General features: G+C 41.7%; 12 protein-coding genes and 1 tRNA gene. All 13 read right to left on the bottom strand.

What is annotated here, in order from left to right; translation table 11 throughout:
• Nucleotides 1-125: 125 nt before the first annotated feature.
• The 13 genes from HT736_RS00095 to HT736_RS00035 all read right to left on the bottom strand — a co-directional run bounded on the left by HT736_RS00095 (nucleotide 126) and on the right by HT736_RS00035 (nucleotide 12,611).
• Nucleotides 126-197: transfer RNA gene (locus HT736_RS00095), tRNA-Arg, on the bottom strand.
• A 65-nt stretch (nucleotides 198-262) separates the two neighbouring features.
• Nucleotides 263-1,249, bottom strand: coding sequence for a GMP reductase (locus HT736_RS00090; RefSeq protein WP_138700099.1), 987 nt, complete (start codon nucleotides 1,247-1,249; stop codon nucleotides 263-265).
• A gap of 201 nt (nucleotides 1,250-1,450) precedes the next feature.
• A complete protein-coding gene (locus tag HT736_RS00085; RefSeq protein ID WP_119943430.1) occupies nucleotides 1,451-2,230 on the bottom strand; it encodes a Sua5/YciO/YrdC/YwlC family protein in 780 nt (259 codons plus the stop codon).
• 27 nt (nucleotides 2,231-2,257) lie between these two features.
• On the bottom strand, nucleotides 2,258-2,851 hold the full coding sequence (gene leuD / locus HT736_RS00080; RefSeq protein ID WP_138700101.1) for a 3-isopropylmalate dehydratase small subunit: 594 nt from the start codon (nucleotides 2,849-2,851) through the stop codon (nucleotides 2,258-2,260).
• Between the two features lie 9 nt (nucleotides 2,852-2,860).
• Nucleotides 2,861-4,243 carry a 3-isopropylmalate dehydratase large subunit gene (gene leuC, locus HT736_RS00075; RefSeq protein ID WP_050208154.1) on the bottom strand — a complete coding sequence of 461 codons (1,383 nt, stop codon included), beginning with the start codon at nucleotides 4,241-4,243 and terminating at the stop codon, nucleotides 2,861-2,863.
• A 3-nt stretch (nucleotides 4,244-4,246) separates the two neighbouring features.
• Complete coding sequence (locus tag HT736_RS00070) at nucleotides 4,247-4,516, bottom strand: DUF1294 domain-containing protein (RefSeq protein WP_023936517.1); 270 nt, start codon at nucleotides 4,514-4,516, stop codon at nucleotides 4,247-4,249.
• The gene (gene leuB / locus HT736_RS00065; protein WP_138700103.1) at nucleotides 4,513-5,550 is read right to left on the bottom strand and encodes a 3-isopropylmalate dehydrogenase; all 1,038 of its coding nucleotides are present in this window, start codon (nucleotides 5,548-5,550) and stop codon (nucleotides 4,513-4,515) included. The genes HT736_RS00070 and leuB overlap by 4 nt, the downstream gene beginning before the upstream one ends.
• 11 nt (nucleotides 5,551-5,561) lie before the next feature.
• Nucleotides 5,562-7,124, bottom strand: coding sequence for a 2-isopropylmalate synthase (locus HT736_RS00060; protein WP_119943421.1), 1,563 nt, complete (start codon nucleotides 7,122-7,124; stop codon nucleotides 5,562-5,564).
• Nucleotides 7,125-7,427: 303 nt separating this feature from the next.
• Nucleotides 7,428-8,084: an MmcQ/YjbR family DNA-binding protein gene (locus HT736_RS00055; RefSeq protein ID WP_172930627.1), complete on the bottom strand. Its 657-nt coding sequence runs from the start codon at nucleotides 8,082-8,084 to the stop codon at nucleotides 7,428-7,430.
• Between the two features lie 42 nt (nucleotides 8,085-8,126).
• Nucleotides 8,127-8,759, bottom strand: a complete 633-nt coding sequence (locus HT736_RS00050) for a copper homeostasis protein CutC (RefSeq protein WP_172930626.1) — start codon at nucleotides 8,757-8,759, stop codon at nucleotides 8,127-8,129.
• 90 nt (nucleotides 8,760-8,849) lie between these two features.
• Nucleotides 8,850-9,209, bottom strand: a complete 360-nt coding sequence (locus HT736_RS00045; protein ID WP_119919762.1) for a YbaN family protein — start codon at nucleotides 9,207-9,209, stop codon at nucleotides 8,850-8,852.
• Between the two features lie 105 nt (nucleotides 9,210-9,314).
• Nucleotides 9,315-11,402 (bottom strand): type I DNA topoisomerase, encoded by a 2,088-nt coding sequence (gene topA, locus HT736_RS00040; RefSeq protein WP_172930625.1) that lies wholly within the window; start codon nucleotides 11,400-11,402, stop codon nucleotides 9,315-9,317.
• Between the two features lie 165 nt (nucleotides 11,403-11,567).
• The gene (locus tag HT736_RS00035; RefSeq protein WP_007284808.1) at nucleotides 11,568-12,611 is read right to left on the bottom strand and encodes a TIGR00341 family protein; all 1,044 of its coding nucleotides are present in this window, start codon (nucleotides 12,609-12,611) and stop codon (nucleotides 11,568-11,570) included.
• Between the last annotated feature and the right edge of the window lie 90 nt (nucleotides 12,612-12,701).

Below are 12,701 nucleotides of genomic sequence, written 5' to 3'. Positions count from 1 at the left end.
CAGTTACATATATCTACGGTAAGGCGACGTTGACGTGGTTTGAAGAGATTTTCGAAGAGTATTAGGGGCAAATTTGAGGCAGGATAAACAAAAAGCCCTATTAAAGGCTTTTTAGGATGTTTACATCCACCCTGAGGGAATCGAACCCCCATCTCAAGAACCGGAATCTTACGTGATATCCATTACACTAAGGGTGGAAACTTGTTTTATTATAACAGAAATTTGCTCTAATAACAAGTTTTTTCTAGTGAGATAGCCCGTCTTAGTGGGAAGTATCCCCATTCCAGATCGAGTTTTTCACGATAACATAATCAACGTGTTTAAGGTCAGCAACCTGACGTCCACCTGCATAAGAAATAGCACTTTGAAGGTCTTGTTCCATCTCAGTTAAAGTGTCTTGCAGATGACCTTTAGCAGGAAGCAAGATACGTTTGCCTTCCACATTTTTGTAAGCACCCTTTTGATATTGTGAAGCTGAACCATAGTATTCTTTGAATTGTTCACCATCGACTTCAATCGTTTTCCCTGGACTTTCAATATGTCCTGCAAAGAGGGAACCAATCATGACCATGCTAGCACCGAAGCGGATAGATTTGGCAATATCACCGTGAGTACGAATTCCTCCATCTGCAATGATTGGTTTACGTGCAGCCTTGGCACACCAACGGAGAGCAGCCAACTGCCAACCACCTGTACCAAAACCAGTCTTGACCTTGGTGATACAAACCTTACCAGGACCGATTCCAACCTTAGTAGCATCCGCACCAGCATTTTCCAATTCACGCACGGCTTCTGGTGTTCCCACATTTCCAGCAATGACAAAGGTATCTGGCAATTCTTTCTTGATGTGTTGAATCATAGAAATCACGCTATCCGCATGACCATGAGCAATATCAATAGTGATATACTCAGGAGCATCAGCCTTGAGCTGGCTAACAAAATCATACTCATAGTCCTTAACACCGACAGAGATAGAAGCAATGAGTCCTTGATCGTGCATGCGTTTAATAAAAGGAATGCGTCCTGCCTCATCAAAACGGTGCATAATGTAGAAGTAACCACCTTTAGCCAGTTGCTCTGCTACATTTTCATCCAAAATCGTCTGCATATTCGCTGGCACAACAGGTAGTTTAAAGGTGTGATTTCCTAAAGTGACACTTGTATCCGCTTCTGCACGGCTTTTAATGACACATTTATTTGGAATCAATTGAATATCTTCGTAATCAAAAATTGGAAATTCATTTAACATATCGATGTCTCGTTTCTTTTGTAATGACCTACCTATGCTCTCGCATCACTACGCCTTTTCCGACGTTTCCTTAATTTATTATAAACCAAAGTACAGTTTTTGTCAAATTATTTTATGAATTGAAATATATTGTTCGGGTTTTACTTGTGTTAAAAATAAAAGAAAGAGAGGAAATTATTTTCTCCCCACTTCTTCTCTATCCTAATAATACTCGCCCTGACGGTAGTCCCATGAGTTAAAGGTATCTGACAGGTGCATCATAATCTTATCAATGTCAAGCCCTTTACGGATTACAACTGGAGCTGGTGAAGTTGATCGTGCTCCCCCTTGTTCTGGGATGAGTTTGCCATCTTTATCGACCATAGACACCATCACGCCTTGCTCGTAGCGAGTTTCAATCGTTTTGTCAGGCTGGATAGATGCCACATAGTCGTCTGCCTCGATAACAAGGTCAACTGCCCCTTCGATGCGTTCTCCGATCCCTTCTACCTTACCACGGTTTCCTTTTCCAGATGGGTTAGCTGATGAGGCATAAACCATCTTGCCTTCTTCCCAAAGTTTGGCAGCCAATTGTTCACCAGCTTTCCCAAACTTGATAACAAAACAGCTAGTACCACGCACGTCAGTCATCAGTTCTTCACGGCCATCCCCATATGCTTTTAGTTTTTCAAAGGCTTCTGGTTTCCAAGGAAGGATACAACCAAGAAGAATATCTTCGTCCCAATGTTTTTGGTAAAAGGCTTCAATTTCTGGATTGAGTTGTGCTAAAGCACGAAGCTCATCCATGCTACCGCAGAGAACAACACCTGGTTTGTTACGGTTACGTTCTTTAGCTTCAAACTTACGTTCAAGACCTGCCTTGTCACTAGTCATGATGATGTAACCAACTTTAGTAGGGCAAACGATACATCCCCCCTCACCTTTTAAAATTTCATATCCTTCTTGTGAAAGTGTTCCCTTCCATTGAATGTGTTTTGTCATAGTTCTATTTCCTTTTCTATTTTTCTTCTAATCCTGCCAGTAGGCTGGTCGTTGTTTTTCATAAGCAGAAATCAAGTCTTCATACTGCAAGGTAATTCCAATATCATCCAAACCATTTAAGAGCTTGTGTTTCCATTCGCTATCGATTTCGAAAGTGAATTCTCCAACTGGGGAGATGATTTTCTGTTGTTCCAAGTCCACAGTTACCTGGTCAGTCGGTTTGAGCTGAGCTAGTTTCTCTCTAATCTCTCTAGGCTGAACAATTGGTAACATGCCATTATTGAGTTCATTATTGTAATGAATGTCCCCAAAAGACCCTGCAATCACGACCTTAAAACCATAGTCCGCTAGAGCCCAAGCTGCATGTTCCCTCGAAGAACCTGCCCCAAAGTTATCCCCTGATATGAGGATACTAGCTTTCCGATATTCAGGTCTATTAAAGACAAAGTCGGGGTCCTCAGTATAGAGATCATCCAGATAACGCCAAGCATACATGAGGTACTTACCAAAGCCTTTTTTATCAATTAACTTAAGAAACTGCTTGGGTAGGATTTGGTCGGTGTCGATGTTATCATTCATGAGAGGAACGGTCGTTCCCGTATAAACTATAAATTTCTCCATATCCTCTCCTTACTGGGCTTCTGGCATTTGCCGAACATCTACGAAACGCCCTGCAATAGCTGCCGCAGCTGCCATAGCTGGACTACAGAGATGGGTCTTAGCCCCAAATCCCTGTCTGTCTTCAAAGTTGCGGTTGCTTGTTGAGGCGCAGTGAACGCCATCTGGAACCTTGTCAGGATTCATCCCCAGACACATGGAGCAACCAGGGTCTCTCCACTCAAATCCAGCATCTAGAAATACCTTGTCCAAGCCCAACTTCTCAGCAGCTCGTTTGACAGGACGAGAACCTGGGACTACGATAGCCGTTAAGTTGGGAGCAATTTTCTTTCCTTTGACAAATCGCGCAGCCAGTTGCAAGTCGCTGAGACGAGCATTGGTACAAGAACCGATAAAGATATAGCCTAGTTCAATATCTGCTGGCTTTTGACCAGGCTCCAAATCCATGTAATTGTAGGCACGCTCATCATTCATATCCTTAATTTCTGGGAAGCTACTGTCAAAGTCAACGCCCATAGCAGGATTGGTTCCCCAGGTCACCATGGGAGCCAAGTCTGAGACATCCATCTGGATAACCTTATCGTAAACAGCATCCTCATCACTGACAATTGTTTTCCAATCAGCCACAGCCTCTTCAAAGTCCTCTGGAACACACTCCCGTCCCTTGAGATAATCATAGGTGGTTTGATCCGGATTCATAATCCCCATCTTGGATCCAAACTCGATGGACATATTGCAGATGGTCATGCGCTCTTCCATGCTCAGTGCATCAATTGCTTGTCCACGATATTCCACCACGTAGCCAACGCCGCAAGCAACACCGTACTTGGCAATCAAGGCTAAAATGTAATCCTTGGAATAAACTCCTTTTTGAGGAACACCTGTAAATTCCACCAGCATTTTCTTGGGTTTGACCTGCCAGAGGGTCTGTGTCGCAAAGACATGTTCGACCTCACTGGTCCCAATCCCAAAGGCGATAGCTCCGAAAGCCCCGTGGGTTGCTGTGTGGCTATCTCCACAGACGATGAATTTCCCTGGTTGGGTTCGTCCTGTTTCTGGACCAACCATGTGAACAATTCCTTGTTTTTCAGAACCATGGGCCGCATGTTCAATCCCAAACTCCTCAACATTTTCAGCCAGCTTATCAATTTGAGCCTTAGAAATCACATCTCGAATATCGTAGATATTGACCGTCGGGACATTGTGGTCAAATGTTCCAAATGTCAAGTCTGGTCGTCTCAATCTGCGCCCTGCATCTCGCAAACCTTGAAAAGCCTGAGGGCTGGTCACTTCATGAATATAGTGCTGATCCACATACATGAGTTGGGGCTGCCCCTCTTCTCCTGTGATGACATGACGGTCCCATAATTTATCAAAAATCGATTTTCCTGCCATCTATTACCTCCAAATAACATATAAGGCTACTAGTGTAGTCACCATCCCAAGAAACCAAACTGTTTTAAAGTACCATTTTCGAGTCTTGTGGTGAAAAGTGATTCCTGCTAACCAGGCACCAAAACCACCACAAGTAAAGGCTAAAATGAGTAAGATTTTCTCTGGGATGCGCCAAGCTCTTCTCCTTGCCTTAGATTTGTCAATACCATAAATCAAGAAAACCATGACATTCCAAATTAAAAGGACTAGAGTAATTTTTTCGTCTAACTTCATAACCTTGCAATAATAGCTTCTGTCATTTCCCTGGTAGAAGCCTGTCCCCCTATATCTCTTGTTAAAACACCAGCCGCCAAACTTGCTTCAACAGCACGCTCAATACGCTCTGCATCCTCATAACGACCAAAACTATCTCTCAACATCATGGCCACTGATAAAATCATGGAGATAGGATTTGCAATGCCTTGACCTGCAATATCAGGTGCTGAACCGTGGATAGGCTCATAAAGGCTTGGTCCATTTTCAGAATGACTGGCTGATGGCATGACCCCAAGTGTGCCTGATAGAACGCTTGATTCATCAGAGAGAATATCTCCAAAAAGATTCTCCGTCACAATAACATCAAACTTGGCAGGATTGGTAATTATAAGCATAGCAGCTGAGTCTACCAACTGGTGTTCCAAGGTTACATCTGGGAAATCCTGCGCGACTTCCTCAGCTACTTTCCGCCAGAGTTTTGAGGTCGCTAGAACATTTTGCTTATCGATACTAGTAACGATTTTTCTGCGGTTTCTTGCGATTTCAAAGGCCTTGCGAATAATTCGCTCCACTTCCTCATAGCTGTAGTCGTTGATATCACGCGCTTTGCGCTCTTCAAGGATATGATCTCCAAAGTAAATCCCGCCTGTCAACTCCCGTACCACGACAAAGTCTACACCAGCAATTCGTTCCGGTTTGAGTGGTGACAAATGCTTAAGACTGTCAAAGATTTTTACAGGGCGAATATTAGCATAGAGATTGAGTTCCTTACGGAGAACCAGCAAGCCTTGTTCAGGGCGAACCGCTGCCCCATCATACTGGGGACTACCGATAGCCGCTAAGAGAATGGCATCTGCTTCACGACATGCCTTGAGGGTTTCATCAGGTAAGGGATGCCCTGCTGCATCAATACCTGCACCTCCGAAGGGTCGTCTGTCAACCTCATAGTCAAAACCTGTTTTTTCAGCTAGAGCTTCCAGGACTTCTAAACCAACCTCCATGATTTCTGGGCCAATTCCGTCCCCTGCTAGAGCTACTATTTTCTTTGTCATAGCCTTCTCCTTTACACACTAGGCATATCGCGGTAAGAAACACTGCGTCCCATCTCACCAGCATTCTCTTTTTGAACAAAGGTATTAGCGTTTATATAGGCAATAGCTGAAGCCTTCAACACATCGAAATCAAGCCCTGCTGCATTAAAGATGGTTTCTGTATCTCTATTTTCAACAGTGACCAAGACCCGAGCTTGGGCATCGATTCCATCCGTCACCGCATCGATAGTGTAAGACACCAAGCGAACGGATTGATTGAAGAATTTGTCAATAGCGTTGAAGATAGCCTCAACAGAACCTTGTCCTGTCGCATTAAATTCGACTTTCTCACCATCCATATTAGCCAGGCTAACAAGCGCTTCAATGTCATTATCTGCATGGGTTTGAAGTTGTAAATCATCAAAATGGAAGCCTTCTGGATTTTCAACCATGGTTCCAGCTACCAGCGCACGAATATCTGCATCTGTGATTTCTTGTTTCTTGTCTGCCAGAGCCTTGAACTTAGCAAAGAGTGGCTTGATGTCCTCTTCTGTAAAGTCTAGGGCCAGTTCTCTTAGTTTGTCAATAAAGGCATGGCGACCAGACAATTTTCCAAGCGGAAGGCTATTGCTCTTAACACCGACCAATTCAGGGGTGATAATCTCATAAGTGAGAGGATTTTTAAGAACTCCGTCTTGGTGAATACCAGATTCATGAGAAAAGGCATTACCACCAACCACAGCCTTGTTTTTAGGAACTGGGATACCTGAGAAGCGAGAAACCATTTCTGACGTATTGATGGTCTCATTTAGGACAATACTGGTTTCTGCTTGGTAGTAATCTTGGCGAATATTGAGCGCCACTGCTATTTCTTCCAAAGCAGCATTTCCAGCTCGCTCCCCAATACCGTTGATAGTTCCTTCGACTCGTCCTGCCCCATTCTTAACAGCAGCAAGGCTATTAGCTACTGCCATTCCGAGGTCATCATGACAGTGTGGTGAATAGATAATCTGACGATCTGTCTTGACATTCTCAATCAGGTATTTGAAGATGGCTCCATATTCCTCTGGTGTAGTAAATCCTACCGTGTCAGGGATATTGATATAAGTTGCACCTGCATCAACCGCTGTTTGAACAACTTGTAAGAGGAAATCCAACTCTGTTCTAGTCGCATCCTCAGGAGAAAATTCGACCACCTCAAACTTAGAACGGGCATAAGAAACATGCTCACTGATTGCTTCCAAAATCTCTTCCTTGGTCTTATTGAGTTTATACTTACGATGAATCGGACTGGTAGCAATAAAGACGTGAACTTGTGGATACTTGGCGTCCTTGAGGGCTTCATAACAATCATCAATATCAGACTTGACCGAACGTGCCAAACCAGTCACCGCTGTTTTCTTCAAGACCTTAGCAATCTCCTGCACTGCTGTAAATGAATCAGGACTCGCCGCTGGAAAACCAGCTTCTATGGCTGAAATGCCCCATTTCTCCAGCTGCCTTGCAATGGCAATTTTTTCCTTTATTGAAAAATTAACACCAGGTGTCTGCTCTCCATCCCGAAGGCTGGTATCTAGAAATTCAACTGTTCTCATAAGATTTCCCCTTTTCCAAATGTGGTTTTAAAAAAACATCTCGCTCAGAAACCCAAGCGAGATGTTGATTTACTCCCGCTTGGTAAGCCAAACAGGACTAATGCTTTTTGCACTAGCCCGAGTACCTCAACAACAAAGTAAATTGATTAAACTTAGCTGTTTTCATGTTTGACTTTCTCCTTCGTTTGATATCTTGTTTAGTATTTTAGCATAGGCAAAAGTACTTGTCAAGAAAAAATCCAATATTTTCTGAAAATTTCTTCAGTAGAGAATATTTTGCTAATTGAAAGTTCTTGAAATGTATCATTTTTTAGAAGTTAAATTCCAGCTTCTTTCTATCAATTCCAGTACTTCTTCATCTGATAAAGTATCATCAAGCGCCACACTAATCCAGTAGCGTTTGTTCATATGAAAAGCTGGATAAATGCCCTTTTGTGAAAGCAAGTCCGCTACTTGGTCGTGTTTGAGATTGACTGCTTCCACTTGTCCTTCTCTGCCCTTTTCCAGCTTATCCCAAGAGATTTTCATCAAGACGGCATACCACTTTTTATTTCCTTCATGTCTTAATACTGCCGTATCAGGCGATTTCTCCCACAGATACTCCAACTGGTTTCCATACTTTTCCTGAACTTGAGTCATGATTCGTTTAGTCTGAGGAAAGATAAAATCTTGCACATCAAAACAAGCCCTCCGAATCTGGTAGAGAATCTCCAGACAAGCCTCACGGACATTTCCAACAAAATTTCCCCTCATACTTTCCATATGAACTTGAGGATAGAGGTCACCTGTCTCCTGGTCAAAGACTTGAAAACTCACATTATCAGCAGTAATGGACACAGTCATGACAAAGTCACCCTGCAAAATCTGGCAACTATAGGTCCAGACTCCACTATTTTCTACAAAACCATAAGCATAAGCCTTTTCTTGATTAAACTGATAGGATTTAAAAATTTCAAACATAAGTGAAAACTGCTACCCTAAGCAGCAGTCCCTTTCTATTTTTTAAAAGACAACCTTAGTACCATGTAGTTGTGTCACACCTAGCTGGTCGATAAAGGTTTGACGGTTGTCAAGGTCAATCCCCCCACCTGGTAGAATTTCAATCTTACCTTTAGCATGTTCCAAAATTCTGTGATAATGAGCAAAACGTTTGTCTAGTGAATCGCCAGACACACCAGCGCGAGTTAGGATACGAGTGACACCGGCTTGGCTGAGCCAGTCAATAGCTTCTAACTGGTCTTCTTCGCTCAATTCATCAAAAGCCATATGAAAGACAATTTCCATTCCTTTTGACGCAGCTATCAACTTCTCCAGATTAGGTTTATCCAACTTTTTGTCAGCAGTTAAAGCTCCAAATACAACTCCTTGACTTCCAGCCTGAGCAGTCAATCGAATGTCTTCTAGCATAATAGCAATTTCTAAGTCATTATAGACAAAGTCGCCACCACGTGGACGAATCATGGTCATGATGGTCGTATTGTAGTTAGCTGCCAATTCAACCGCTGCCTTGGTTACTCCATAGCTGGGTGTTGTTCCTCCCACTGCTAGATTATCACAGAGTTCGATTCGACGAGCTCCAGCCTGCATCGCTTTTTCAAGCAAGGTCACATTTTCAGCACAAAATTCGTAAATCATTTGATTCTCCTTGAAGATTACTTTAAATTTATTATATCATATTGTTGTAAATATGCTTTTATTTATATCAAGGAAAACAGATACTATTTTTTATTCTTTGTCCGGAATGACCTTGAAGAGATAGTAGGTGATAAAGATGGTCAAGGCTCCCAGACCGATTTTGACTGGTAAGAGAGGGGCAAAATAAATGGAAATTCCCATCAAGATGTAGATGGATACGATGATTTTTTTCTTACGTTCACGCGCAATAGACTTTGTTTCTCGAAAATCAGCTACATAGCTCTGATAGAGCTTGGTATGATAAAGCCAATCTTCGAAGCGCTTGGAACTTCTGGAGAAACAAGCAATAGACAACAAAAGGAAAGGCGTTGTCGGCAACAAGGGTAAGACAACCCCAACAATAGCCAAGGCTAGTGATAAAAAACCAATTATCAGATAGATAAGACGCATAACTTCTCCTAGTTAAAATAATCTTCTTCTAGTTTCGCATAAAATGATGAATTTTGTCAAGTACTAATCAAAAAGAGCCTGAAATTCACTTTCAGGACTCTCTTCTTATTTAATCTTTTCTTCTTCGTAGTCACCTTTGCTACAAACAATCTGCTTGCCACCACCACGGACTTTTTTCTCCATGAGGAAGTTGCCACATTTTGGACAGTCACGACCAACAGGCTTATCCCAAGAGGTAAATTCACATTCTGGATAGCGATTGCAACCATAGAAGAGGCGGTTACGTTTGGTTTTGCGTTCAATGATTTGTCCCTGATGACAACTTGGACACTCAACACCAATCTCTTTCACGATTGCTTGGGTATGACGGCAATCTGGGAAATTGCTACAAGCGTAGAACTTACCAAATCGACCAAGTTTAATGACCATTGGACTGCCACACACTTCACAGTCAAATCCAGCTGGTTCATCCTTAATCTGGATTTTTTCCATTTCTTCTTCAGCCTTGGCCACTTCTTTAGAGAATGGTTTGTAAAAGGCATCAATAACACGTTGCCACTGCTCTTTTCCGACTTCGACATCATCCAGCTTGCCTTCCATTTCAGCTGTGAAGGTCACGTTTACGATATCTGGGAAATATTCAACGATGAGCTTGTTAACAATTTCTCCCAACTCTGTCGGTTCAAAGCGTTTGGCTGCAAAGCGAACATAATAACGTTTCTGAATAGTTTCAATGGTCGGTGCGTAGGTTGACGGACGTCCAACACCATTTTCCTCCAAGGTCTTAATCAATGTCGCTTCAGAATAACGAGCAGGCGGTTGAGTGAAATGTTGCTCTGGTTTGCTATTCACCTGCTTAACCACATCTCCAACAGCCATATCTGGTAACATTTTATTCTTGTCAGAATCATTATAAATGGCAAGATAACCATCAAACTTAACCTGACTACCATTGGCAGCAAATTGGACTCCATTTTGAGACAATTTAACAGCCATTGTATCAAAGACAGCAGCTGTCATCTGGCTCGCTACAAAACGATTCCAGATAAGGGTATAAAGCTTGAGTTGATCCTTGTCCAGATACTTAGCAATACTTTCAGGTGTATTAAAAACACTAGACGGACGAATAGCCTCATGGGCATCCTGAGCACCTGATGCATTTTTGACCTTGCTACCGTGCTTAGAATACGTGCTACCAAAACGGTCCGTAATGAAACTTGCTGCTTCATTCTGTGCCACTGGACTGATACGAGTCGAATCAGTACGCATATAGGTAATCAAACCTTGAACACCAGAACCAATATTGATCCCTTCATAGAGCTGTTGGGCGACCATCATGGTCTTTCGAGTACGGAAGTTAATTTTATTGGCCGCATCCATCTGCATAGATGAAGTGGTATAGGGTAAAGGAGCATTGCGTTTGCGCTCTTTCTTATCCACCTGATCCACTGAAAAGTCTTTACTAGTCAGACGAGACAAGACTTCCTTGACTTCGTCATTGCTGGTCAGTTTCAGCTTGTTGCCATCTACTCCATAGAAGGAAGCATGAAATTGTTTGGTTCCCTTTTTAAAGACAGCATCAATTGTCCAGTATTCTTCTGGCTGGAAAGAATTGATTTCATTTTCACGGTCAATGATTAACTTAAGGGCAATAGACTGAACACGACCTGCTGACAAGCCCTTCTTGACCTTCTTCCACAAAATAGGCGAAATCGAATACCCGACCAGGCGGTCCAGGACACGACGTGCCTGTTGGGCATCGACCAAGTCCATATCGATCTTACGAGGTTCTTTAAAAGCATTTTTGACCGCATCCTTGGTGATTTCATTGAAGACCACACGGTTGGCATCATTTTCATCCAAGTTGAGAATATGGGCCAAATGCCAAGAAATCGCTTCTCCTTCACGGTCCGGGTCACTCGCGAGAAAAACTTTATTAGCTTTTTTAGCTTCTTTTTTCAAGTCATTGATAAGAGGGCCTTTTCCTCGGATATTGATATATTGCGGTTCATAATTATTTTCAATATCGACGGACATACTGGATTTCTTCAAATCACGGATATGCCCGACACTGGCTAAAACCTTGTAGTTTCTGCCGAGATATTTTTCAATCGTCTTGGCCTTAGCAGGCGACTCCACGATGACTAGATTTTTTTTAACTGTTGATTTTTTCTTTTTTGTTGCCGTAGCCACAGTATCACACCTTTTCAAAGTAATAAACTTTATAAAGTGTAAACCATTTTTTGAACCCTGTCAAGACTTAGCTACTATAATAGAAGAAAAGTTTATACTTAAGACTTCAGTCTTCCTTTGATATACATAGAAGACTCACGAGAAAAACCAGCTATTCTCAAGAAATTATTGTTCCTCAGACTCTGTATCAAATTTATTGGCTTTTTCCTTTTCTTTTGCTTCCTTATCCTTGATATACTGGAAGAAATACTCCACCAGTTCTTCCTTACTAAGTTGTTCTGAATCAGACAATTGGGAAACTTGAACAGAAACATCACTTAAACCATAGTCACCTCTCTTACTGGAAATCATATCGAGTTCTTCTTCTGTCAAATAATTTCCTGAAATGGTTAGCTTTAGGGTATGAGTCTTTTTAGAATAGATTTTTTTCAAAATATTATGCCCCTGAAATTGCTCTGATATAAATTTCTTAAGGGACTCTTTTTTCAACGTTTCTCTCACTAAAGTCGTTGCAGAGATAAAACTCGGAATCATCAGCAAAACAGCAACTAGAAGCAAAATCCTGCGCATTTTAGAGTCTTCTTCATTATCTTTAAAATAATGTTTCTTAACCATCATCAACCTAACACCTATATAAGTCGCAATGACAATAAAGCTACAATTGATGAGGAATAGGTAAGAGGAGCCTATGATAAATTTTAGATTAGCAGAAGCAATAGCATAACCTACTGTACAAAGAGGAGGCATCAAGGCGGTTGCAATAGCAACACCAGGAACAATATTATTGGTCTCTTTTTTCCTAGCACCAATAATACCTGCTATCCCTCCTACAAAAGCAATGAGAACATCCCAAATAGTCGGAGAGGTTCTAGCAACAATCTCCGAACTAGCATACGAAATGGGAGAAAGATAAAAATAAAGTGTTGAAGCTATTAGACTGGCAAGAATTTGAATAGCTAATATTTTAAAAGATTTTCTTAACAATTTAAAATCAAATATAGCTAGAGAGAGCCCCACTCCCAGAATAGGTGTCATCAAAGGAGAGATTAACATGGCTCCAATAATCACGGGAGTCGAATCCATATTTAATCCGATAGAGGCGATAAGCATGGCACATAGTAAAATCGCTAAATCACTTCTGGAAAGTTCTAATTCTTCATATATTTTATTTCTAAATTCTATCAACGAATACAGTTTATTATTTGTCACAAATATCTTCCTTTCCCAGCTAACTAGTCGCTAATACTCTTCGAAAATCTCTTCAAGCCACGTCAGCTTCACCTTGCCGTAGATATATGT

It is taken from the genome of Streptococcus sp. 339 (assembly GCF_013277285.1).
GTDB classification, from domain to species: Bacteria; Bacillota; Bacilli; order Lactobacillales; family Streptococcaceae; genus Streptococcus; species Streptococcus pseudopneumoniae.
This window is presented reverse-complemented; position numbering and strand designations above follow the sequence as displayed.

Coding starts and splice junctions, on each gene's coding strand:
- HT736_RS00060 (WP_119943421.1), bottom strand. CDS start 7,124: ATGAGAACAGTTGAATTTCTAGATACCAGCCTTCGGGATGGAGAGCAG.
- HT736_RS00045 (WP_119919762.1), bottom strand. CDS start 9,209: ATGCGTCTTATCTATCTGATAATTGGTTTTTTATCACTAGCCTTGGCT.
- leuB (WP_138700103.1), bottom strand. CDS start 5,550: ATGACAAAGAAAATAGTAGCTCTAGCAGGGGACGGAATTGGCCCAGAA.
- HT736_RS00055 (WP_172930627.1), bottom strand. CDS start 8,084: ATGTTTGAAATTTTTAAATCCTATCAGTTTAATCAAGAAAAGGCTTAT.
- leuD (WP_138700101.1), bottom strand. CDS start 2,851: ATGGAGAAATTTATAGTTTATACGGGAACGACCGTTCCTCTCATGAAT.
- HT736_RS00090 (WP_138700099.1), bottom strand. CDS start 1,249: ATGTTAAATGAATTTCCAATTTTTGATTACGAAGATATTCAATTGATT.
- leuC (WP_050208154.1), bottom strand. CDS start 4,243: ATGGCAGGAAAATCGATTTTTGATAAATTATGGGACCGTCATGTCATC.
- HT736_RS00050 (WP_172930626.1), bottom strand. CDS start 8,759: ATGATTTACGAATTTTGTGCTGAAAATGTGACCTTGCTTGAAAAAGCG.
- HT736_RS00085 (WP_119943430.1), bottom strand. CDS start 2,230: ATGACAAAACACATTCAATGGAAGGGAACACTTTCACAAGAAGGATAT.
- HT736_RS00070 (WP_023936517.1), bottom strand. CDS start 4,516: ATGAAGTTAGACGAAAAAATTACTCTAGTCCTTTTAATTTGGAATGTC.